Annotated in this window: 24 protein-coding genes; 20 read left to right on the top strand and 4 right to left on the bottom strand. The window is 52.2% G+C overall.

Features of this window, described 5'->3' with window-relative positions:
• Nucleotides 1-125 precede the first annotated feature (125 nt).
• Nucleotides 126-614 carry a colicin V production protein gene (gene cvpA, locus ACLJPE_RS18065; RefSeq protein ID WP_000262102.1) on the top strand — a complete coding sequence of 163 codons (489 nt, stop codon included), beginning with the start codon at nucleotides 126-128 and terminating at the stop codon, nucleotides 612-614.
• Nucleotides 615-651: 37 nt separating this feature from the next.
• Entirely contained in the window at nucleotides 652-2169 is a 1518-nt protein-coding gene (gene purF / locus ACLJPE_RS18070) for an amidophosphoribosyltransferase (RefSeq protein ID WP_000334205.1), read from the top strand.
• Between the two features lie 35 nt (nucleotides 2170-2204).
• Here the strand turns inward: purF and ACLJPE_RS18075 are convergent, their stop codons facing one another.
• A complete protein-coding gene (locus ACLJPE_RS18075) occupies nucleotides 2205-3632 on the bottom strand; it encodes a sigma-54 interaction domain-containing protein (protein WP_000168925.1) in 1428 nt (475 codons plus the stop codon).
• A gap of 210 nt (nucleotides 3633-3842) precedes the next feature.
• On the opposite strand from ACLJPE_RS18075, the gene ACLJPE_RS18080 reads away from it, so the two are divergent.
• From ACLJPE_RS18080 to hisP, 10 genes are all read left to right on the top strand, one after another.
• On the top strand, nucleotides 3843-5240 hold the full coding sequence (locus tag ACLJPE_RS18080; RefSeq protein ID WP_000132306.1) for a diaminopimelate decarboxylase family protein: 1398 nt from the start codon (nucleotides 3843-3845) through the stop codon (nucleotides 5238-5240).
• 90 nt (nucleotides 5241-5330) lie between these two features.
• Nucleotides 5331-6752, top strand: a complete 1422-nt coding sequence (locus ACLJPE_RS18085) for an APC family permease (RefSeq protein WP_000072512.1) — start codon at nucleotides 5331-5333, stop codon at nucleotides 6750-6752.
• Nucleotide 6753: 1 nt separating this feature from the next.
• On the top strand, nucleotides 6754-7857 hold the full coding sequence (locus tag ACLJPE_RS18090) for an alanine/ornithine racemase family PLP-dependent enzyme (RefSeq protein ID WP_000281907.1): 1104 nt from the start codon (nucleotides 6754-6756) through the stop codon (nucleotides 7855-7857).
• Nucleotides 7858-7920: 63 nt separating this feature from the next.
• Nucleotides 7921-9327, top strand: coding sequence for an amino acid permease (locus tag ACLJPE_RS18095; protein WP_000380353.1), 1407 nt, complete (start codon nucleotides 7921-7923; stop codon nucleotides 9325-9327).
• Nucleotides 9328-9353: 26 nt separating this feature from the next.
• Nucleotides 9354-9923 carry a UbiX family flavin prenyltransferase gene (locus ACLJPE_RS18100; protein WP_000825682.1) on the top strand — a complete coding sequence of 190 codons (570 nt, stop codon included), beginning with the start codon at nucleotides 9354-9356 and terminating at the stop codon, nucleotides 9921-9923.
• 288 nt (nucleotides 9924-10211) lie between these two features.
• Nucleotides 10212-10994: a lysine/arginine/ornithine ABC transporter substrate-binding protein ArgT gene (gene argT, locus ACLJPE_RS18105; protein WP_039514299.1), complete on the top strand. Its 783-nt coding sequence runs from the start codon at nucleotides 10212-10214 to the stop codon at nucleotides 10992-10994.
• A 237-nt stretch (nucleotides 10995-11231) separates the two neighbouring features.
• Nucleotides 11232-12014 (top strand): histidine ABC transporter substrate-binding protein HisJ, encoded by a 783-nt coding sequence (gene hisJ / locus ACLJPE_RS18110; protein WP_039514297.1) that lies wholly within the window; start codon nucleotides 11232-11234, stop codon nucleotides 12012-12014.
• Between the two features lie 182 nt (nucleotides 12015-12196).
• Nucleotides 12197-12883: a histidine ABC transporter permease HisQ gene (locus ACLJPE_RS18115; protein ID WP_000965498.1), complete on the top strand. Its 687-nt coding sequence runs from the start codon at nucleotides 12197-12199 to the stop codon at nucleotides 12881-12883.
• Nucleotides 12880-13587, top strand: coding sequence for a histidine ABC transporter permease HisM (hisM, locus tag ACLJPE_RS18120; RefSeq protein ID WP_000569757.1), 708 nt, complete (start codon nucleotides 12880-12882; stop codon nucleotides 13585-13587). The genes ACLJPE_RS18115 and hisM overlap by 4 nt, the downstream gene beginning before the upstream one ends.
• Nucleotides 13588-13600: 13 nt before the next feature.
• The gene (gene hisP, locus ACLJPE_RS18125) at nucleotides 13601-14374 is read left to right on the top strand and encodes a histidine ABC transporter ATP-binding protein HisP (RefSeq protein WP_001293591.1); all 774 of its coding nucleotides are present in this window, start codon (nucleotides 13601-13603) and stop codon (nucleotides 14372-14374) included.
• A gap of 51 nt (nucleotides 14375-14425) precedes the next feature.
• Here hisP and ACLJPE_RS18130 read toward each other — a convergent pair whose 3' ends face one another.
• Complete coding sequence (locus ACLJPE_RS18130; RefSeq protein WP_039514295.1) at nucleotides 14426-15319, bottom strand: TIGR01777 family oxidoreductase; 894 nt, start codon at nucleotides 15317-15319, stop codon at nucleotides 14426-14428.
• 125 nt (nucleotides 15320-15444) lie between these two features.
• A complete protein-coding gene (yfcG, locus tag ACLJPE_RS18135) occupies nucleotides 15445-16092 on the bottom strand; it encodes a GSH-dependent disulfide bond oxidoreductase (RefSeq protein WP_001528404.1) in 648 nt (215 codons plus the stop codon).
• A 142-nt stretch (nucleotides 16093-16234) separates the two neighbouring features.
• On the opposite strand from yfcG, the gene yfcF reads away from it, so the two are divergent.
• The 3 genes from yfcF to yfcD are packed head-to-tail and all read left to right on the top strand — an operon-like array spanning nucleotide 16235 to nucleotide 18097.
• Nucleotides 16235-16879: a glutathione transferase gene (gene yfcF / locus ACLJPE_RS18140; RefSeq protein WP_023197584.1), complete on the top strand. Its 645-nt coding sequence runs from the start codon at nucleotides 16235-16237 to the stop codon at nucleotides 16877-16879.
• Nucleotides 16880-16934: 55 nt separating this feature from the next.
• Entirely contained in the window at nucleotides 16935-17486 is a 552-nt protein-coding gene (gene yfcE / locus ACLJPE_RS18145; protein ID WP_000772458.1) for a phosphodiesterase, read from the top strand.
• 56 nt (nucleotides 17487-17542) lie between these two features.
• Nucleotides 17543-18097 carry an NUDIX hydrolase YfcD gene (gene yfcD / locus ACLJPE_RS18150; RefSeq protein WP_000230215.1) on the top strand — a complete coding sequence of 185 codons (555 nt, stop codon included), beginning with the start codon at nucleotides 17543-17545 and terminating at the stop codon, nucleotides 18095-18097.
• Between the two features lie 5 nt (nucleotides 18098-18102).
• Here yfcD and ACLJPE_RS18155 read toward each other — a convergent pair whose 3' ends face one another.
• Nucleotides 18103-19122, bottom strand: coding sequence for a LacI family DNA-binding transcriptional regulator (locus ACLJPE_RS18155; RefSeq protein ID WP_000026949.1), 1020 nt, complete (start codon nucleotides 19120-19122; stop codon nucleotides 18103-18105).
• Nucleotides 19123-19374: 252 nt separating this feature from the next.
• On the opposite strand from ACLJPE_RS18155, the gene ACLJPE_RS18160 reads away from it, so the two are divergent.
• The 5 genes from ACLJPE_RS18160 (at nucleotide 19375) to ACLJPE_RS18180 (ending at nucleotide 23356) form a co-directional block, all read left to right on the top strand.
• Nucleotides 19375-19818, top strand: coding sequence for a PTS sugar transporter subunit IIA (locus tag ACLJPE_RS18160; RefSeq protein WP_001656758.1), 444 nt, complete (start codon nucleotides 19375-19377; stop codon nucleotides 19816-19818).
• 80 nt (nucleotides 19819-19898) lie between these two features.
• On the top strand, nucleotides 19899-20171 hold the full coding sequence (locus ACLJPE_RS18165) for a PTS sugar transporter subunit IIB (RefSeq protein WP_000699818.1): 273 nt from the start codon (nucleotides 19899-19901) through the stop codon (nucleotides 20169-20171).
• Between the two features lie 20 nt (nucleotides 20172-20191).
• Nucleotides 20192-21583, top strand: a complete 1392-nt coding sequence (locus tag ACLJPE_RS18170) for a PTS ascorbate transporter subunit IIC (protein WP_001522266.1) — start codon at nucleotides 20192-20194, stop codon at nucleotides 21581-21583.
• Nucleotides 21580-22410 (top strand): transketolase, encoded by an 831-nt coding sequence (locus tag ACLJPE_RS18175; protein ID WP_001103272.1) that lies wholly within the window; start codon nucleotides 21580-21582, stop codon nucleotides 22408-22410. Before ACLJPE_RS18170 ends, ACLJPE_RS18175 begins: the two co-directional genes overlap by 4 nt.
• Nucleotides 22403-23356 (top strand): transketolase family protein, encoded by a 954-nt coding sequence (locus ACLJPE_RS18180; RefSeq protein ID WP_000593025.1) that lies wholly within the window; start codon nucleotides 22403-22405, stop codon nucleotides 23354-23356. Before ACLJPE_RS18175 ends, ACLJPE_RS18180 begins: the two co-directional genes overlap by 8 nt.
• The last annotated feature ends 32 nt before the right edge of the window (nucleotides 23357-23388 follow it).

Raw genomic sequence — 23388 nt, forward strand, 5'->3', positions numbered from 1 at the left:
CGTTGAATATTTTTTCAGCGCCATTTTTATTTACGCGTGGGAAGGAAATCCCTACGCAAACGTTTTCTTTTTCTGTTAGAATGCGCCCCGAACAGGACGACAGGGCGTAAAATCGTGGGACATCTATGGTCTGGATTGATTACGCCATTATCGCGGTGATTGCTTTTTCCTGTCTGGTTAGCCTGATCCGCGGCTTTGTTCGTGAAGCGTTATCGCTGGTGACGTGGGGTTGTGCTTTCTTTGTCGCCAGTCACTACTACACTTACCTGTCTGTCTGGTTTACGGGCTTTGAAGACGAACTGGTTCGTAATGGGATTGCTATCGCGGTACTGTTTATCGCGACGCTTATCGTCGGCGCTATCGTGAATTTTGTGATAGGTCAGCTAGTAGAAAAGACCGGCCTGTCGGGAACTGACCGGGTGTTGGGGATCTGTTTCGGCGCACTGCGAGGCGCGCTGATTGTCGCCGCCATTCTGTTCTTCCTTGATACCTTTACCGGCTTGTCGAAAAGCGAAGACTGGAGCAAATCGCAGCTCATCCCGCAGTTCAGCTTCATCATCAGATGGTTCTTTGACTATCTGCAAAGCTCGTCGAGTTTCTTGCCCAGGACGTAACAGGTTCTGAGATGTGGCTTAACGAGGAAAATGACGTATGTGCGGTATTGTCGGTATCGCCGGTGTTATGCCGGTCAACCAGTCGATTTATGACGCGTTAACAGTGCTCCAGCATCGTGGTCAGGATGCTGCCGGTATCATCACCATTGATGCGAATAACTGCTTCCGCTTGCGTAAGGCAAACGGACTGGTGAACGATATTTTTGAAGCTCGCCACATGCAGCGTTTGCAGGGCAACATGGGGATCGGCCATGTGCGCTACCCTACCGCAGGCAGCTCCAGCGCTTCGGAAGCGCAACCTTTTTACGTTAACTCGCCGTATGGCATCACGTTGGCCCATAATGGCAACCTGACTAACGCGCACGAGCTACGTAAAAAGCTGTTTGAAGAAAAGCGCCGTCATATCAACACCACCTCCGATTCCGAAATCCTGCTCAATATTTTCGCCAGCGAGCTCGACAACTTCCGTCACTATCCGCTGGAAGCCGACAATATTTTTGCCGCGATTGCCGCGACTAACCGTCAAATCCGCGGCGCCTATGCCTGCGTGGCGATGATTATCGGCCACGGCATGGTGGCTTTTCGCGATCCGCACGGCATTCGCCCGTTAGTGCTGGGTAAGCGTGACGTTGGCGATGGTCGTACGGAGTATATGGTCGCTTCTGAAAGCGTGGCGCTGGATACGCTGGGCTTTGAGTTTCTGCGCGATGTCGCGCCGGGCGAAGCTATCTATATTACCGAAAAGGGGCAACTGTTCACGCGCCAGTGCGCGGATAACCCGGTCAGTAACCCCTGTCTGTTTGAGTACGTTTATTTTGCTCGCCCGGACTCCTTTATCGACAAGATCTCCGTCTACAGCGCTCGTGTGAATATGGGCACCAAACTTGGCGAAAAAATCGCTCGTGAATGGGAAGATCTGGACATCGACGTCGTGATCCCTATCCCGGAAACCTCCTGCGATATCGCACTGGAAATTGCCCGTATTCTCGGCAAGCCGTACCGCCAGGGATTTGTCAAAAATCGTTACGTGGGACGTACCTTTATCATGCCGGGCCAACAGCTACGCCGTAAATCCGTGCGCCGTAAGCTCAATGCTAATCGTGCGGAATTCCGCGATAAGAACGTCCTGCTGGTGGATGATTCCATCGTGCGTGGCACCACATCAGAGCAGATCATCGAGATGGCCCGGGAAGCCGGCGCGAAGAAGGTTTATCTGGCGTCCGCCGCGCCGGAAATTCGTTTCCCTAACGTCTATGGCATTGATATGCCGACCGCCAATGAGCTGATCGCGCATGGTCGCGAGGTGGATGAGATTCGTCAGATCATCGGCGCAGACGGGCTTATCTTCCAGGATCTGAACGATCTGATCGAAGCCGTACGCGCGGAAAACCCGGATATCCAGCAGTTTGAATGTTCGGTATTTAACGGGGTATATGTCACCAAAGACGTAGACCAGCAATACCTCGACTTCCTGGATTCATTACGTAATGACGACGCCAAAGCGGTGCTGTTCCAGAACGAAATGGAAAACCTGGAAATGCATAACGAAGGCTAATGGCTTTGCCAGCGGCGCAATGCCGCTGGCCGATGTCAATTACGCACCACGCCGAAGCGAATAGCGTATTTTTGTACTTTGTACTGTAACGTGGTGCGCGATACGTTAAGGCTGCGGGCCGCGGCGGCAATATTCCCCTGATGCGTATCCAGCGCGGTTTCTATTAAATGCCTTTCGTAGTTGGCAACCCGTACCTCCAGCGACCCTTCATACTGAGGATCGGGTGACGAGGGAAGGGGATTTTCCGGCGCGGTTTCCGGTACGCCTAAATTTAACTCGTCCTGTTCAAAAATGATGTGTTTGAGCAGCCCGTCTTTTTCCTGCATGATCATGCTGCGTACAATCGCGTTTTCCAGCATCCTGACATTACCCGGCCAGGCGTGATTGAGCAGATCAGCACGCGCCGTCTCGCTTAATCCGTGAATGTCCTGCGGCACGTCATTACGGTATTTATCAATAAAATAATTCGCCAGTAAGGGAATATCTTCCGGGCGGGCGCGCAGCGGCGGTAACGTCAACATTCCGACGCTCAACCGATAAAAAAGATCTGCCCGCAGACGTTCTTGTTGAATTAATTTGACGGGCGCTTCGTTCATGGCGGCAACGATCCTGACATCAGAGTGGAGCTGCTGTTGTCCGCCGAGCCGCCAGAAGGTTTTATCCTGCAAGAATCGCAGCAGCTTACTTTGCATCTCTATCGGCATGGCGTTCAGCTCATCAAGAAAGAGCGTTCCCCCGTTTGCCAGTTCCAGATAGCCCTGGCTATTTTCCGCGCCGGTATAGGCGCCGCGCACGGTGCCGAAAAGCGTACTTTCGATAAGCGTAGGCGGTAGAGCGCCGCAGTTCAGGGCGATAAATGGTTTATTCGCCCGCTTGCTGCATTGATGGATCAGGCGGGAAAATAGCTCCTTACCCGTTCCCGTCTCCCCGACAATCGTCACCGGAATATTACTGGCGGCCAGCCGTTTGGCTTTGGCGATATTACTGAGCATTTCCGGGTTTTCGGTAATAATGGCATGGTGCTTCTCATGGTGATCGGCATACAGCAGTTGGTTCAGTTCTACCACCTGCTCCTGGAGCCGCCTGACGCCGGACATATTCCTGCCGATTTCGATAACGCCGACCATGCCGCCATCGCTTGCATAGAGCGGCGCGGTGGTGTGCTGATAGTCAACGGCCTGGCCTCGCGCATTGTAATAAATTTGATAATGGCCAATGTATTCCACGCCTTTTTTTAACGATGAAAGCATCGTACTTTGGGTCTCTTTCATGCCCGGATAGACATCCAGCATATGTTTTCCCATTGCCCGTTCAATACTGTAGCCGTCCAGATCCGCGCTTTCCTGATTGTAGTAAACGTATTCACCACGCTCATTAATGACGGCCAACGGCTGATGAATCAAATCGAAAAAGCGGGAAAACATCCTGAGCGCCGAGGCCAGTTCCTGATTGGTGGATGCCATACATGTATTCCTCATATCTATTGTTCATGTTGCCATTATAAAAGTTACGAATTTTCGTCGTTGTGATGAATAGCAAACTCAATGACGAAAATGAGAAACAGCTTATTTTTATAAATAATTGATTATTTTGATAAAAAATAGTGGCATGCCTTTTGCTTTATCCCTGTAAAGAATGCGGATTTTTACCATAAACATTAAGCAGAGGGCGTTATGACTGACTCGATTATGCAGAATTACAACCAGCTACGTGAGCAGGTAATCAACGGCGATCGCCGTTTCCAGCACAAAGACGGTCATTTGTGTTTTGAAGGGGTCGATCTGGACGCTCTGGCGCGCCAGTACCCCACGCCGTTCTATGTGTTTTCTGAGCCGGAGATCATTCGTAACATTCATGAAATCCAGCAGGCATTTGCGGCGCATAAAAATACCAAAACCTTCTTTGCGTCAAAAACCTGCTCGGTCATGGGGGTGTTGAAAGCCATTCGTGACGCCGGAATTTGCGCGGAGGCAAACTCACAATATGAGGTTCGCAAGTGTCTGGAGATAGGCTTTCGCGGCGATCAGATCGTCTTCAACGGCGTGGTGAAAAAGCCTGCCGATCTGGAATATGCCATCGCCAACGATCTGTATCTTATTAATGTTGATAGCCTGTATGAGCTGGAACATATTGATGCCATCTCTCGCAAGCTGAAGAAAGTCGCCAATGTTTGCGTCCGCGTAGAGCCGAATGTTCCCTCGGCGACGCATGCGGAACTGGTTACCGCTTTCCATGCGAAGTCGGGTCTTGACCTGGAACAGGCGGAAGAAACCTGCCGTCGCATTCTGGCGATGCCTTATGTGCATTTGCGCGGCTTGCATATGCATGTGGGCGATCAGGTGCCGGAGTCAGAGCCTTTCGCAAAAGCGACTAAAGTGCTGGTGGATGAATCCCGTCGCCTGGAAGAGGTGCTCGGTATTAAATTTGATTTGATCAACGTGGGCGGCGGAATTCCGGTTCCCTATAAATATGACGACGAGAATGGCGACCCGTTAAAAGATAATATGTATGCCGGTATTACCGCCCAGGATTTTGCCGATGCGGTCATTCGCGAAGTGCATAAATGGCGTACCGATGTGGAAATATGTATTGAACCGGGACGTAAAGTGACCGGGTCGGCGGCGGTGTTACTGACGGAAGTCTCCTGCGAAAAACGTAAAACAAATTACGATCTTAACGGCAATGTGGAATGCCACGTTGAATGGAAATTTGTCGACGCTGGTTACAGCGTACTCTCTGACAGCCAGCATTTTGACTGGTTCTTTTATGTCTATAACGCCTCTCGCATGACGGCAGCGCACGACGCCTGGATAAAATTAGCCGGGCCGCTGTGTGATGGCGGAGATTATTTCCACATGGGGGTGAAAGGCGAAGAGTTTTTACTGCCGAAGGAGACTCATGTTGGCGATATTGTCGCGTTTCTTGATGCCGGGGCATACACCATTGAAAGTCAAACCGTTTATAACAACCGTCCGCGCACGGGCGTGGTGATGATCGATAAAAATGGTGAAACGCGTCTGATTCGTCGGGAAGACAGTTACGAAGATATGGTCAAGTACGACATTTATTAATACTGTTTTGGGCTTCAGTTTTATGCTGAAGCCCGTCGTCAGATGATAAGAAGAGGGCAGTGATGCCTGAATGCATAACAGGAGATGGCCATGAGTAACACGAATTCTGGCTTACTTGGCATCAAAGACATTGTCTTTATGAATGTCATCGCTATTCTGAGTTTGCGGCAAATCCCTAACGTGGCGCCTTACGGGGCATCGGCCATGTTGTTATGGGTGATAGCCGCATTCTGCTTGTTTTTTCCTTTAGCGATGGTATGCGGCGAGCTGTCAACCGGCTGGCCGAAAGATGGCGGGATATTTGTCTGGATTAAAGAGGCATTTGGTAAACGTATTGCATGGATTGTCGTGGTTTGTTTTCTCTTTTCCTGCGTACTGTTTTTCCCATTAATGCTGCAATTCGGCTTTACCGCGTTGGGCTATATGATCGGCGGCGGCCTGGCGGAAAATAAAGCATTTATCGGTATTGGTTCCGCGGTAATTTTCTGGCTATTAACGCTGATGAATATCCGCGGGATGGAATGGACAAAAATTATTAATAGCATCAGCGCCTGGTGCGGCGTATTTATTCCCTCCGCCATCCTCATTTTACTGGCGGTGGTATGGCTATGTACCGGACACCAGATGCAGACGGACTACACTACAGCGAAAAACTGGATTCCGGATCTCGGGCACTGGGATACGATCGTTTTCTTATCCAGCATGATGTTTGCGTTTGCCGGACTGGAGGTCGCCCCGATGATTGCCGGGCGTACCCGTAATCCACAGCGTGATTTTCCGCGAGCGATGGCCGTCTCCGCCGCCGTTATCGTTGGGATCTATATGGTCGGTACCTGGGCGCTAAACACGCTTTTACCCGCAGGGAAAACCGACATCGTGGCAGGCGTCATGCAGGCTATGCATGCTGCTGCGGACACGCTACATATGCCGTGGTTAATTCCTGTTATGGCCATCTGTATGTTTTTTGGCGCTCTCGGGCAGATTAACTCCTGGCTGGTGGGGCCGATTTATATGCTCCAGGAAGCCTCGCGTGAAGATAATCTGCTGGGGGACCGAATCGGCAAATTACATCCGGTGTGGAAAACGCCCGCCTTTGCCTTGACTGTACAGGCGATTATTGTCACGGTCCTGTGTTTTTCGACTTTTATTTCGCCAAGCGTTGCGGCGGCTTACTGGATGTTAACGGCGCTAACGACCATCACCTATTTTATTCCTTATCTGGTGATGTTCCCGGCGTTCTGGCGTTTACGTAAGACTCAGCCGGATACGCCAAGAAGTTTTAAAATTCCGGGCAAGGTTTTACCGGCTATTTTACCCGCGCTGGGCTTTCTTTCTATCGCCTTTGCCGTTGCGCTGTTATTTATTCCGCCTTCTCAAATTGATATGGGCGGATATTTCCAGTACGCCGGGAAAATTATTGGCGGAGCCGTGCTGGCGGTTGTCGTCGCGGAGTATATTTACCATCGGGCGCAGAAACGTAATGCCCGTTTAAGCATGGCGGGAGGAAAATAAAATGTATATGCCAGTTCTGGAAATAAATCTACGCAAGCTGGAAGAAAACGCCCGCACGGAAAAAGCTCTGCTGGCAAGCAGCGGTATTGACGTGATGGCTGTCAATAAAGTTTTTGACGGCTGCGTGGAAACTGCGCAGGCGGTGTTCAACGGCGGAATTACCGTTATTGCTGAATCACGAACCTATAATTTGAAAAAAATACGCGAGACAGGATGTACGACCTGCCTGTTACGCAGCCCGTGTCTGAGTGAAATCGAAGATGTGGTGCGCTACGCGGATATTAGTTTAAATAGCGAGCCGGTGGTATTACGGGCATTATCGCAGGAAGCCCAACGCCAGGGGAAAACGCATCAGGTATTACTGATGGTGGATATGGGCGATTTACGCGAGGGTATCTGGTTTGGTGAATATCAACGCATTCTTGAGACCGTGACTCTGATTACTGGTCTGCCCGGTCTGGAATTATATGGACTGGGCACCAACTTTAATTGTTACGGCACCGTGTTGCCAACGGTAAAAAATGGCGAGGATTTTCTGGCGCTGGCCGCCCGGCTGGAAGCCGACAGCGGTATTCCTGTCCGGCGGCTTTCTGCGGGAAACTGCACCAGCTATCACCTGCTGGATAAAGGTATTTGGCCGCAGGGGCTGAATCATCTGCGCATCGGCGGACTGCATGAATTCGGCATTGAATATGTGGACATGAAATACCTGAATGAATTTCACCACTCCGCAAAACCAGTCGATAAAGCCTGTTCCGATATGTATATCCTGGAAGCGGAAATCATCGAACTGAACAGTAAACCGACCGTCCCGGTTGGGGAGCTGGGCGTCGATGCCTTTTTGCAAAGTAAAACCTTTGTCGATCGTGGCATACGCCGACGCGCATTGCTGGCGTTTGGGCGCCAGGATGTGCCGTCGGATAACTGTGTGCCATGCGACGACGCTATCACTATCTTAGGGCAAACCAGCGATCATACGCTGGTGGATATTGAAGATTGTCGTCAGTCGCTAAAAGTAGGCGATGTGGTTCGCTTTGAGCTGGATTATACGGGCCTGTTAATGGCCTGCCAGACCAAAGGCGTCGCCTGGAGGTTTACGCGTTAACGCATAACCGCCGCGGCTATGTCGCGGCGGCATCTTTGACCTCACGAAAGACAGGGAGTAACGATGGATACCCTGCAACAATCTCCGCCAGCAGAGCCTGAAGGCGGTCTGCGGCGTAACCTGAAGAAGCGGCACCTGCTGATGATGTCGCTGGGCGGCACGATTGGCACCGGCTTATTTATCGGCATTGCCGAACCGTTAAGCAGCGTCGGGCCGGCGGGAACCTTACTGGCCTATCTGTTTGCCGGAACCATTATGCTGGCGACGATGATGTGTCTTGGCGAATTATCATGCGCTTTTCCTCACTCCGGTTCATTTCAACATTACGCGCTGATGTTTATGCCGTCACCTTGCTGGAGCTATACCATTGGCTGGCTTTACTGGTTTAGCTGGGTCTTTTCCCTGGCAGCCGACCTCACTGCCGCAGGGTTTATTGCTCACCAGTTTTTCCCCGCGGTTCCGGTATATATGTTCTGCCTGGCGATTCTGCTCATCCTGACGGCTATCAATCTCACCTCCGCAAAAAGTTTTGGCGAATGCGAATACTGGCTTTCGGCCATTAAGGTCTTCGCGATCGTGCTGTTTATCTGCGCGGGCGGGGTCATGATCTACTCGCTAATGGGCCATAGTGACTGGCACCCGACGTTAAAAATAGACGGAATGTGGTTTCCCCACGGTTGGGAGCAAATTGTGGTCTGTATGACGATCGTGATTTACTCCTTCCAGGGGGTGGAACTGGTAGGAAATGCGGCAGGGGAGACCGAATCGCCGCACATTATTTTACCGAAAGTGATCCTGGGGATCGGTCTCAGAATCATTTTGTTTTACGGCCTGGCGATTGCGGTGCTGGCGCTGGTCTATCCGCATGAACTGACGCCAAATGGACAAAGTCCCTTTGTATGGGTATTCTCCCACGCGGGCATTCCGGGGGCGGATACGCTGATGACGCTGGTGATCTTTTCCGCCGCGGTTTCTGCCGCTAACTCGGCCATTTACGCCAGTTCGCGTATGCTGTGGTCTATGGCGGGCGATCGCTTTGCGCCAGCCTGCTTTGGTAAAACGAACGGCGGCGGCGTGCCGGTGTATGCTATTTTAATCACGGCCTTGCTGGCGTTGGTGTCGTTGCTGACCCGCTATATTCCCGCACAGCAATTTTATTTATATCTGATCGCCAGTACCGGGCAGGTGGGTTGCCTGGCATGGATAACCATCGGATGGTGCCAGTATCGCTTCCGACAATCGGTGCGTAATGGAACGTACGCCAGCGATTTGCTACGCTATCGATCGCCGCTTTTCCCCTGGACGGCCCGATTTGTCATTATCACCAATTTTGCCATTATGGTCGGCACCTGGTTTAGTGAGCAAGGGGTAGTGATAATGTTGGTTGAGCTGGCTTTTATGATAGGGATTCTTTTGTCATGGTATCTCTTCAGACCCACTTTGAGCCGATTACGTAACACAGTGGGATGAACGGCGCTCGTAAACGGTAAGAGAACATGAAACGACTCATTGTAGGAATTAGCGGCGCCAGCGGAGCGATTTATGGCGTGCGCTTATTACAAATTTTGCGCGATGTCGATAGCGTGGAAACGCATCTGGTGATGAGCCAGGCGGCCCGGCAAACGCTGGCGCTGGAGACCCATTTTTCGCTGCGCGAGGTGCAGGCGCTGGCCGATGTGACGCACGATGCGCGCGACATTGCCGCCAGCATTTCCTCGGGCTCTTACCCGACGGCGGGAATGGTTATCTTGCCCTGTTCGATTAAAACGCTGTCTGGGATTGTCCACAGTTATACTGACGGACTGCTTACCCGCGCGGCGGATGTGATATTAAAAGAGCGGCGACCTCTGGTGCTGTGTGTGCGCGAAACGCCGCTGCATATCGGGCATTTGCGTTTAATGACCCAGGCCGCTGAGATAGGCGCGGTGATTATGCCGCCGGTTCCGGCTTTTTATCATCTTCCTCAGACGTTAGATGATGTTATAAATCAAACGGTTAACCGAGTTTTGGATCAGTTTGATATCCCCCTTCCGCACGATCTTTTTGTTCGCTGGCAGGGCGCATAGCGTTGTCTGTTTAGCGTGCATTATTGTCCCTGTTGCCCTGTTTCAGGGCAATTTTGTAACCGCGATCATATCCTCAACATTTAATTCGTTAAAAGCCGCCGAAACGCTGCGGTTCAACCGTCATACCTGCTATCTTCAACATCAGGACAATATTGCAACGTTTTATTAACAAATTTAACGTCGAATCGTTTTGCTGACGTGAAAATGGCATAAGACCTGCATGAAAAAGTCTGCAAACACACAACACCACGTAAAACATAAGAAAATGACGCCACTTGAGGGGTATGTATGAAGAAGACCGTTCTCGCTTTGTCTTTGCTGATAGGTTTGGGTGCGACGGCGGCCACTTACGCCGCGCTCCCGCAAACGGTTCGTATTGGAACAGATACCACCTACGCGCCTTTCTCATCAAAAGATGCCAAAGGCGAGTTTATTGGCTTTGATATCGATCTCGGTAATGAAATGTGTAAGCGTATGCAGGTGAAATGTACCTGGGTCGCCAGCGACTTTGATGCGCTTATTCCCTCACTAAAAGCGAAAAAAATTGATGCCATTATTTCATCGCTCTCTATCACCGATAAACGCCAGCAAGAAATTGCGTTTTCCGACAAACTTTACGCTGCGGATTCACGCCTGATTGCGGCAAAAGGGTCTCCCATTCAGCCGACGCTGGAATCGCTGAAAGGCAAGCATGTCGGCGTGCTGCAAGGGTCCACGCAAGAGGCTTACGCCAATGATAACTGGCGCACAAAAGGTGTGGATGTGGTGGCTTATGCCAACCAGGATCTTATCTATTCCGATTTAACTGCCGGTCGTCTGGATGCCGCATTACAGGATGAAGTCGCCGCCAGCGAAGGTTTCCTGAAGCAGCCAGCGGGCAAAGAGTATGCGTTTGCCGGTCCTTCCGTGAAGGATAAAAAATATTTTGGCGACGGGACGGGGGTTGGGCTGCGTAAAGACGATACCGAGCTAAAAGCCGCGTTTGATAAAGCGCTGACCGAACTGCGCCAGGACGGAACTTACGACAAAATGGCCAAAAAGTACTTCGATTTTAATGTCTACGGCGATTGAGGGAAGGGGATAACGCGCCGCGCTGGGGAACTATCACGGTGCAAAATAGATGTTTTGCACCTTTTTGGTGCATAAGCCGTTGCGGAACAGGCGCATAAATGCATACTTAATCGATTTTTATGCAAAATAAACCGGCTGACAAGGTAGAATGCTTTGCCTTGTCGGCCTGATTAATGGCACGATAGTCGCATCGGATCTGTAAAGATCTCCTGGAAAGACAGTCTGTTGAGGATAGTTATGAAAAAACTGGCGTTATCCCTTTCTCTGGTGCTGGCATTTTCCAGCGCTACCGCAGCATTTGCCGCTATTCCACAAAAGATTCGTATCGGTACCGATCCTACATACGCGCCGTTTGAATCCAAAAATGCACAAGGTGAATTGGTCGGCTTTGATATCGATCTGGCCAAAGAGCTGTGCAAACGTATCAACACACAGTGTACGTTCGTGGAAAACCCGCTGGATGCGCTGATTCCGTCTTTAAAAGCGAAGAAAATTGATGCCATCATGTCCTCGCTGTCCATCACTGAAAAGCGCCAGCAGGAAATCGCGTTTACCGACAAGCTTTACGCCGCTGATTCCCGTCTGGTGGTGGCGAAGAACTCTGATATTCAGCCAACCGTCGCGTCGCTGAAAGGCAAGCGCGTCGGCGTGCTACAGGGGACGACGCAGGAGACCTTCGGCAATGAGCACTGGGCGCCGAAAGGGATTGAGATCGTCTCTTACCAGGGGCAGGACAACATTTATTCCGATCTGATGGCTGGCCGTATTGATGCGGCGTTCCAGGATGAGGTCGCGGCCAGCGAAGGTTTCCTTAAACAGCCTGTCGGAAAAGACTATAAATTCGGCGGCCCGGCGGTGAAAGATGAGAAGTTATTCGGCGTAGGAACCGGTATGGGGCTGCGCAAAGAGGATAACGAGCTGCGCGAAGCGCTGAACAAAGCCTTTGCTGAAATGCGTGCTGACGGTACTTACGAAAAGCTGGCGAAAAAGTACTTTGATTTTGATGTTTATGGCGGTTAATCACCGTCGGTGCAGATAAAGCCCAAAGAATGTTGACTGTCTGCATTGCCTGATGGCGCTGTGCGTGTCAGGCCTACGGGGAGCATCGTAGGCCGGGCAAGGCACAGCCGCCATCCGGCGTGATGTGAGGCAAAAATGCAAAAGAGGCTTCTTACTTCACCACACACAACAGGACAGGCTGCATGTTGTACGGGTTTTCAGGCGTAATTTTACAGGGCGCGATCGTCACGTTGGAACTGGCGCTCAGTTCCGTTGTGCTGGCCGTGCTTATTGGTCTCGTCGGCGCGGGGGCGAAGCTTTCGCAAAACCGGGTAACGGGGCTTATTTTTGAAGGGTACACCACCCTGATTCGCGGGGTGCCTGATCTGGTCTTAATGCTGCTGATATTTTACGGATTGCAAATCGCGCTTAACGTGGTGACCGATTCGCTGGGTATCGACCAGATAGATATTGATCCGATGGTGGCCGGTATTATCACCCTTGGTTTCATCTACGGCGCCTATTTTACCGAAACCTTTCGCGGCGCGTTTATGGCGGTGCCGAAAGGCCATATCGAGGCGGCGACGGCTTTTGGTTTTACCCACGGGCAAACCTTCCGGCGGATTATGTTCCCGGCGATGATGCGTTACGCCCTGCCGGGGATCGGCAATAACTGGCAGGTGATACTCAAAGCGACGGCGCTGGTGTCGCTGCTGGGCCTGGAAGATGTCGTCAAAGCCACGCAGCTTGCCGGTAAAAGCACCTGGGAGCCTTTCTATTTTGCCGTGGTCTGTGGACTTATCTACCTGGTATTTACCACCGTTTCCAATGGTGTGCTGCTCTTACTTGAGCGTCGCTATTCCGTGGGCGTGAAGAGGGCCGATTTGTGATTGAGATCATTGAGGAGTACTGGAAATCCCTGCTGTGGACGGATGGCTATCGTTTTACCGGCGTGGCGATTACGCTGTGGTTGTTAATTTCATCGGTGGTGATGGGCGGTCTTCTGGCGGTGGTTCTGGCGGTAGGTCGCGTTTCCAGTAATAAATTCATCCGTTTTCCCATCTGGCTGTTTACGTATATTTTTCGCGGCACGCCGCTGTACGTACAGCTACTGGTGTTCTATTCGGGGATGTATACGCTGGAGATAGTCAAAGGCACCGATCTTCTTAACGCGTTTTTCCGCAGCGGACTGAACTGTACCGTACTGGCGCTGACGCTGAATACCTGCGCGTACACCACGGAAATTTTCGCCGGGGCGATTCGCTCGGTGCCGCACGGTGAAATTGAAGCGGCACGGGCCTATGGCTTCTCGTCATTTAAAATGTATCGCTGCATTATTTTGCCGTCGGCATTACGCATCGCCTTGCCTGCCTACAGCAACGAAGTGATTTTAATGCTGCACTCTACGGCGCTGGCGTTTACCGCGACGGTGCCGGATTTGTTGAAAATCGCCCGCGATATTAACTCAGCGACTTACCAGCCGTTTACCGCGTTTGGCATTGCCGCCGTGTTGTATTTACTCATTTCGTATGTCCTGATAAGCCTGTTCCGTCGGGCGGAAAGACGCTGGTTGCAGCACGTGTCCTCTAAATAATTCGAGTAACATGATGTCAGAAAATAAATTACACGTTATCGATTTGCACAAACGCTACGGCGGTCATGAAGTGCTGAAAGGGGTATCGCTGCAGGCCCGCGCCGGAGATGTGATTAGCATCATCGGCTCGTCCGGCTCCGGTAAAAGCACTTTTTTGCGCTGTATTAACTTCCTCGAAAAACCGAGCGAAGGCGCGATTATCGTGAACGGTCAGAACATTAATCTGGTGCGCGACAAAGACGGGCAGCTCAAAGTGGCGGATAAAAATCAGCTACGCTTGTTGCGTACCCGTCTGACGATGGTGTTTCAGCACTTTAACCTCTGGAGCCACATGACGGTGCTGGAAAATGTGATGGAAGCGCCGATTCAGGTACTGGGATTAAGCAAGCATGACGCGCGCGAGCGGGCGTTGAAATATCTGGCGAAGGTGGGGATTGATGAGCGCGCTCAGGGCAAATATCCCGTCCATCTCTCCGGCGGCCAACAGCAGCGCGTTTCTATTGCGCGCGCGCTGGCGATGGAACCTGACGTTTTACTGTTCGATGAACCCACATCGGCACTCGATCCTGAACTGGTCGGCGAAGTGTTGCGCATCATGCAACAACTGGCGGAAGAAGGCAAAACGATGGTGGTGGTCACGCATGAAATGGGCTTCGCTCGCCATGTCTCTTCGCACGTTATTTTTCTGCATCAGGGGAAAATTGAAGAAGAGGGCGATCCGGAGCAGGTGTTCGGCAATCCGCAAAGCCCGCGTTTACAGCAATTCCTGAAAGGCTCGCTGAAATAAAAGAAGCCCGGCGGCGCATCGCTTACCGGGCAGGATACGGCGCTTTGGGAACTAGCGAATCACATCCGCCAGCGCCTCTTCTAAATCATACCAGCGAAATGCGAATCCGGCGGCTTCAAGCCGTTTTGGCAGCGCCCGCTGTCCGCCCAGCACCAGCACTGACGACTCTCCCATCAATAAGCGAATTGCCGTCGCCGGAATGCGAATAATCGCTGGACGGCGCAGCGCGCGACCCAGCGCATGAGCAAAATGCTCATTATGGACGGGATACGGCGAGACCATATTGAAGGGACCGCGAAGATCGTTATCCAGCAGCCACAGAATGCCGTTGACCATATCGTCGATGTGAATCCAGGCCAGATATTGCCGACCATTACCCACCGGACCGCCGAGTCCGAGGCGAAACGGCGGAACTATTTTCCCCAGAATCCCGCCTTGCGGCGCCAGGACAACGCCGGTACGCAGCAGGCAGACGCGGGTCTGGTCGCTCTGCGCACGACAGGCAATCTGTTCCCAGCGGGCGCAAAGTTTATGCGTAAATTCGTTGTGCGGCGGCTCATCTTCAGTGACGACAACGTCGCCCAGATCGCCGTAATAGCCCGTGGCGGAGCCGGATATCAACACCGAGGGCGGCGTTGCGCTGGCATGAATTAAATCCACCAACTTTTGCGTGATAGCCCAGCGGCTTTGGCACAACCGTTCTTTTTGTTGCGACGTCCAGCGCTTGTCGGCAATCGGTTCGCCCGCCAGATTGATGATGGCATCAATCTCATTGAGGTGCTCACGTTCCGCCAGCCCTTTCCATAATGTCACTCTGGAATCGAGAATCTGACGCGCGTTATCGGGATTGCGCGTAACGACCGTCACCTGGTGCCCCAGTGTTAACAGCCGGGGAATGAGATGACGCCCTATCAGGCCCGTACCGCCGGTAATCAGAATCTGCATATGACCTCCAGAGTAGGGAGGATTTCCTCTTCCCTAATGTCAGGTTTTTAATACGAATAAGGGTGCCGGACGCAGGTTTTTTCCGTGTATACACCTCTACATCATACATGATGTATGCTACCGCGTTACGCTTTCGTACTGTTACAGTGCAGTTGCGCTTGTAACAGTGCGCGCGCTGTCGCAGGACGCGTGCGAATGCGTTCAAACCAGTTATACACCGCCGGGTAGGTATCAAGATCGATTCGCTGACGCTGATGTGCGTTAACCCACGGCCAACTGGCGATATCCGCAATACTGTAGTGGTCGCCGCCCAGCCACGGGGAGGTTTCCAGGCGTTTATTCAGGACGTTGTATAAGCGTTGCGTTTCAACCTGATAGCGTTCAATCGCATAGGGGATGGTCTGCGGCGCAAAGTGGTTAAAGTGGTGATTCTGGCCCAGCATCGGCCCTAACCCGCCGACCTGCCAGAACAGCCATTGCAGCGTTGTATGGCGTTCACGCAGCTCCCCGCTAAGCAGTTTGCCGCTTTTTTCCGCCAGGTAGAGAAGAATTTCGCCGGATTCAAAAAGACTAAGCGGTTGACCGCCGTCTGCCGGGGCGTGATCGACGATGGCAGGAATTTTATTATTGGGAGAGATAGCCAAAAAATCAGGGCGAAACTGATTGCCCTTGCTGATATCTACTTTTAGCAAACGATACGCCAGCTCCGCCTCTTCCAGAAACAGCGTTATTTTATGCCCGTTGGGCGTGGGGGCGTAGTAAAGGTCAATCATTTTGGCTCCTGCATATGCGTAAAGAGTCTGGGCTGAATTAAGTATAGAAAGCCTCCTGATGTGTGTGAGTTTTCATCAGGTGACAGCAGGCGAAAGACGCTATATTTTGGGAAGAAACCTAATACGCCCTCAAGAGGACATTATGAGTAAGCCTGTTATTGTGCTGTGGTCGGATGCGAACTTTTTCTCTCCCTACGTATTGTCCGCCTGGGTGGCATTACAAGAAAAAGGGCTTTCCTTTACTCTGAAAACTCGCGATCTGGACCAGGGAGAACATCTGCAACCTGGCTGGCGGGGATATGCGCTGACGCAGCGCGTACCGGTGCTTGAGACCGACAATTTTGAGCTGAGCGAGTCGTCCGCTATTGCGGAATACCTGGAGGAGCGTTTCGCGCCGCCGCAGTGGGAGCGTATCTACCCGCACGATTTACAAAAACGCGCCCGCGCGCGACAGATTCAGGCGTGGCTACGCAGCGATTTACTGCCGCTTCGCGAAGAACGGCCTACCGACGTGGTGTTTGCCGGGGCGAAAAAAGCGCCGCTAAGCGAGGCTGGAAAAGCCAGCGCGGCAAAACTGTTTGCGACGGCTGAAGCGCTATTGGGGCAGGGGACGCAAAATTTATTTGGTGAATGGTGCATTGCCGATACCGATCTGGCATTGATGATCAATCGTCTGGCGCTGCATGGCGATGACGTGCCGGCGTCGCTGGCGGCGTATGCGACATTCCAGTGGCAACGTGCTTCCGTACAGCGTTTTATTGCGCTTTCCTCGAAGCGTTCAGGCTGAAAATCTATTCATATTCCAGTATCATAACGCCGTTTTTCACAACGAGGAGTGAGCGATGAAACTGATGTTCGCATCGGACATTCATGGTTCTTTACCCGCCACGGAACGCGTGCTTGAGCGGTTCGCGCAAAGCGGCGCGCGTTGGCTGGTGATATTAGGCGACGTCCTTAACCACGGGCCGCGCAATGCGCTGCCTGAAGGCTATGCGCCCGCCCAGGTCGCCGAACGCCTGAACGCGGTGGCGACGCAAATCATTGCCGTGCGCGGCAACTGCGATAGCGAAGTGGATCAGATGCTGCTGCATTTCCCGATAACAGCGCCGTGGCAGCAAATATTGACGCAAGAGAGGCGGCTATTTTTAACGCATGGGCACCTCTTCGGGCCGACGAATCTGCCCGCTCTGCATACTGGCGATGTGTTGGTCTATGGTCATACGCATCTGCCGGTGGCGCAACAGCAGGAAGGACTGTATCACTTTAATCCTGGGTCAGTTAGCATCCCGAAAGGCGGGTATGCGGCAAGCTACGGTATTCTGGATGATAATGTGTTGAGCGTAATCGCACTCAATGATCAAAGTATCATTGCGCAGGTTGCAATTAACTCGTAATTTACCTCACAAACGTAAATGCGCCGTAAGAGCGCCAGAAATAAGAAGGTTTCCTGATGGTGGAACAGCGTCGTTTGGCAAGTACGGAATGGGTGGATATTGTGAATGAAGACAATGAAGTCATTGCACAGTCCAGCCGGGAACAGATGCGTGCGCAACGCTTACGGCATCGTGCGACGTATATCGTCGTTCATGATGGTATGGGTAAAATTCTGGTGCAGCGTCGTACCGAAACAAAAGATTTTTTGCCCGGTATGTTAGATGCTACCGCAGGCGGCGTGGTCCAGGCTGATGAGCAGCTACTGGAATCTGCCCGCCGCGAAGCGGAAGAAGAGTTGGGTATTGCAGGCGTGCCGTTTGCCGAACACGGTCTGTTTTACTTTGAAGACCAACATTGCCGGGTTTGGGGCGCGCTGTTTAGCTGCGTTTCCCACGGGCCTTTCGCGCTTCAGGAAGATGAAGTCAGCGAAGTGTGTTGGCTGACCCCGGAGGAGATCACCGCGCGCTGTGATGAATTTACGCCGGACTCGCTCAAAGCGCTGGCGCTGTGGATGACCCGCAACGCCAAAAACGAAGCCGCGCTCCAGGAGAAACCGGAAGAGACGGAATAAGCGTTTTAGCAGCTTTCCCGCATACATAAACTGGAGGCGATGGATTTTCGATCGCTCCAGTTTCCCTGATTTAACCTTTCCAACAGCGCCCGTCCGGCTTCACTGCCAATCTTACGGTGCGGTACGGCCATTGTGGTTAACGGCGGCTGGCAGACCCGGCTGACATCGCTATCGCCAAACCCGACAACCGCTAAATCGTCCGGAACTTTGATCCGCCGTCGTTGGCACTCGTATAACGCGCCGCAGGCCAGCTCATCCGATACGCATACCAGCGCGTCCAGTTCCGGCCACGCCAGTAAAAACTCCGGCAGTTGCGACGCGCCGGTAGAAAAATTGGGCGGCAAGGCGGCATTAATCACCCGGTTTGGCGACATATGGTGGCGAAGCATCGCTTTGTACCAACCGTGCAGATGTTGCTGAAAAATCCACTGCTCCTGATTGGCGCATAGTAGCCCGATATTCTGATAACCGCGCTGAATCAGCATTTCCGTCAGCTCATACATTGCCGCAACGTTATCAATACCTATATTCATATCAATAGGATCGCTGCGAATCGCGCCCATCTCCATCACCGGGATAGAGGCATTTTTCAGCCACTGGCGCACGGTAGTGCTATGTTCGACGCTAAGCAGAATCGCCGCGGCAATGTTGGAGGCCAGCAGCGTTTCGAGCAGCTTCTCCTCTTGTTCCACGCGATGCTGCGATTCCGCCAGCATTATCTGGTAGCCTGCAGGCTGTAAAATTTGTTGCAGCCCGGCGAACATTTCAGAACACCCCGCTTCCGCAAGGTTCGGTACGACCATCGCGATGGTGTGCGAGGAGGCAGACGCCAGCGCGCTGGCGGCGAGATTAGGCATATAGCCCAGCTCATGCACTGCCGCTTCGATTTTTTCCCGGAGTTTATCAGAGACCTGTTCCGGCGTGCGTAAGGCTCGTGATACGGTCATCGTGCCTACACCGGCAAGTTGGGCTACATCGGCGATAGTCACTTTACCGGTACTGCGCCGTTTACGGGGTATCGACATACAAATTCCTGCGTCATTACAACATGTTGAGATGCTTTTTTATTGTCGTTCTTTGCTTCGCATAATTGGCAGTATACGCCTTAAATCCGCTTTTTTGCTGTGATTTCACACCATGATTTTAATTTGATAGCGCTATCACAATTCTGAGTAATAGTCGCTGGTAGCGCTATCTTTGTGATAACGATCGCAGCTAATATCGAATGGCTTGAATAAAGTTTGTTCATAATTTCATACACCGTGGGGGCGAATAACATGCTGGGAACCTGGTTATCTGACGCAACCATCGCGCTACAGGAGAGCGTGGAAACGTGGCCGCAGGCGCTGGAAATTTGCGGCAAACCCCTGCTGGACGCAGGTGTTATCGCACCGGAATACATTACGGCGATTGTTCAGCAGCACCAAAAGCTTGGGCCGTATTATGTATTAGCGCCAGGGTTAGCGATGCCGCATGCGAGGCCGGAAGAGGGGGCGAAAGGGTTAGGTTTATCGTTACTGAAACTACAGCGCGGCGTTCCATTTGGCGCAGACGAATTCGATCCGGTTGACATCATTATTATGCTGGCGGCGCCTGATAAGCACAGTCATATCGAAATGATATCGGCGCTGGCGGAATTATTTTCCAGTGATGTAGATATGGAAAAATTACATCAGGCAAAAAACCTGGAGGACATTAAAGCGATTATTGACCGTTTTTGATTTTATTCCATTTTCTTGCGGTAAATAACATTACGCCCGTGCGTGATGCAGACCAACTCTACTTTTAAAAGGTGACAATAATGAAAATCATGGCAATTTGCGGTTCCGGCCTGGGTAGTAGTTTTATGGTAGAAATGAACATTAAAAAAGTATTAAAGAAACTCAATATTGACGCTGAAGTGGAACACTCCGATCTCTCATCGGCCACGCCCGGGGCCGCCGATCTTTTTGTAATGGCCAAAGATATTGCGGCCAGCGCCAGCGTGCCGGAAAGCCAACTGGTGGTGATCAATAACATCATCGACATCAACGAACTGGAAACGCAGCTGCGCGCATGGTTCGCTAAACAATAATTATTGCTAGCGAGGTGGATATGTTTATCCTTGAAACGCTGAATTTTGTTGTTGATATTTTAAAAGTGCCATCGGTGCTTGTAGGATTAATTGCGCTGATTGGTCTGGTGGCGCAGAAAAAAGCGTTTTCCGATGTGGTAAAAGGCACGATTAAAACCATTTTAGGTTTTATTGTGCTTGGCGGCGGCGCAACCGTACTGGTGGGTTCATTAAACCCGCTAGGGGGTATGTTTGAACACGCTTTTAATATTCAGGGCATTATTCCTAATAATGAAGCGATAGTTTCAATCGCGCTGGAGAAATATGGCGCGTCCACGGCGTTAATTATGGCATTTGGTATGGTGGCCAATATTGTCGTGGCGCGCTTTACGCGTCTTAAATATATCTTTTTGACCGGGCATCACACCTTTTACATGGCCTGTATGATTGGCGTAATCCTGACCGTGGCGGGGTTTGAGGGCGTAGGGCTGGTCTTCACCGGATCGCTGATCCTGGGGCTGGTGATGGCCTTCTTCCCGGCGTTGGCCCAACGTTATATGAGGCGGATTACCGGTACCGATGACATTGCGTTTGGTCACTTCGGTACCCTGGGATATGTGCTTTCCGGCTGGATTGGCAGCCTGTGTGGTAAAGGTTCCCGCTCCACGGAAGAGATGAACCTGCCGAAAAACCTCAGTTTTTTACGCGACAGTTCTATCTCGATTTCGCTGACCATGATGATTATCTATCTGATCATGGCAGTCAGCGCAGGGCGTGAGTATGTTGAAGCGACGTTTAGCGGCGGGCAAAACTATCTGGTGTACGCCATCATCATGGCAATCACCTTCGCCGCCGGCGTATTCATCATTCTGCAAGGCGTCCGTCTGATTCTGGCGGAAATTGTTCCGGCCTTTACCGGATTTTCAGAAAAACTGGTGCCAAACGCGCGTCCGGCGCTGGACTGCCCGGTGGTGTATCCCTATGCCCCTAACGCGGTACTGATTGGCTTCCTGTTCAGTTTTCTCGGCGGGCTGGTGGGGCTGTTCCTGCTTGGACAGATGAAGCTTGTGTTAATCCTGCCAGGCGTTGTGCCGCACTTCTTTACCGGCGCGACCGCAGGCGTCTTTGGCAATGCCACCGGCGGTCGCCGCGGGGCGATGATCGGCGCATTTGCTAATGGTCTATTAATCACTTTCCTGCCAGTGCTGTTACTGCCGGTTCTCGGCGCGATCGGCTTCGCCAATACCACGTTCTCGGATGCTGACTTTGGCGTAATCGGTATTTTGCTGGGCAACCTGGCGCGTTATCTGTCGCCAATGGCTATCACGGGGCTGGTGGTGGCGCTATTCGCGCTACTGGTGGCGTACAACGTGTTGGCCAAAAACAAAAAAGCGACTGCCGAAGTGCAGGAAAATAGCGGAGCGAAAGAATGAACGTAACCGAAATCACCCAACTGGCGCGCGACATTCGCGTCGCCACGCTCAAATCCTTAAACCATCTTGGCTTTGGTCACTATGGCGGCAGCATGTCGGTAGTGGAAACTCTGGCGGTTCTGTACGGCGCGGTGATGAAAATCGATCCTGCCGACCCGGACTGGCCGGAGCGCGATTACTTCGTGCTGTCGAAAGGCCATGCGGGCCCCGCGTTGTACAGTACCCTGGCGATTAAAGGCTATTTCCCGCGCGAAGAGCTGAATACGCTTAACCAGAACGGCACCCGTCTTCCCAGCCATCCGGATCGGCTAAAAACGCGCGGCGTGGACGCCACGACCGGCTCACTGGGACAGGGCATCTCTATTGCGGGCGGTATGGCGCTGTCGCATAAACTGGCGCGGCGATCCAACCGGGTATTTTGCATTGTCGGCGATGGCGAGCTCAATGAAGGGCAGTGCTGGGAGGCGTTTCAGTTTATTGCCCACCACCGCCTGAATAATCTGACCGTTTTCATTGACTGGAATAAACAGCAGCTTGACGGCGAACTGGAGGAGATTATCAATCCATTCGATCTGGAAGGGAAATTCCGCGCGTTTGGTTTCGATGTCGTCACCGTCAAAGGCGATGATATCGCCGGACTACTGGCGGTGGTTCAGCCAGTGCCGCCCGCTGATGCCCGGCCAAGGGTAGTGATCCTTGACAGCATTAAAGGGCAGGGGGTGCCATGCCTGGAGCAGTTAACGAATTCTCACCACTTACGCCTGACGGATGGCATGAAGCAGACGCTCAATGAGGCCATTCATCAACTGGAGGTCATGCATGATTAAGCTTGCGCCCGCAGGGCTTAAAGACGATATCGAAATGCGCAAAGTTTACGCCGGTTTTGTCGCCGGGCAGATTGAGGCCGGAAGCCCAATTATTGCGCTTGAGGCTGATTTAATGAGCTCAATGGCGATGGACAGCGTGGCGCGTGACTACCCGCAGCATGTCATTAACTGCGGTATTATGGAGGCGAATGTGATTGGCACTGCGGCGGGGCTGGCGCTGACCGGTCGTAAACCGTTTGTGCATACCTTTACCGCTTTTGCCAGCCGTCGCTGTTTTGATCAGCTCTTTATGGCGCTGGATTATCAGCGTAACAACGTCAAAGTGATCGCCTCCGATGCCGGAGTGACAGCGTGCCATAACGGTGGCACCCATATGTCTTTTGAAGATATGGGCATTGTTCGCGGGCTGGCGCACTCCGTAGTACTGGAGGTGACGGATGCGGTGATGTTCGCGGATATTTTACGCCAGCTAATGGACCTGGACGGTTTTTACTGGCTGCGTACCATCCGTAAGCAGGCGCGGAGTATCTATGCGCCAGGCTCTACCTTTACCATTGGCAAGGGCAACGTACTGCGCGAGGGCGATGATATTACGCTTATCGCCAACGGCATTATGGTGGCGGAGGCGCTGGAGGCGGCGCGCCAACTGGAGCAGGAAGGCGTGAGCGCCGCAGTCATTGATATGTTCACCTTAAAGCCTATCGATCGCATGTTGGTGAAAAACTACGCGGAAAAAACGCGGCGTATCGTCACGTGTGAAAACCACAGCATCCATAATGGACTGGGATCAGCGGTGGCGGAAGTGCTGGTGGAAAACTGCCCGGTGCCGATGCGCCGTGTTGGCGTCAAAGAGCGTTATGGGCAGGTAGGAACGCAGGATTTCTTACAACAAGAGTACGGACTCACCGCCGCAGCGATTGTAGAAGCCGCGAAATCACTGCTTTAATCATGGAGATATTGCCGGATGGCGCTGATGCT

Origin of the sequence: Salmonella sp. SAL04196 (assembly GCF_046550835.1) — a bacterium.
Lineage (GTDB): Bacteria > Pseudomonadota > Gammaproteobacteria > Enterobacterales > Enterobacteriaceae > Salmonella > Salmonella enterica.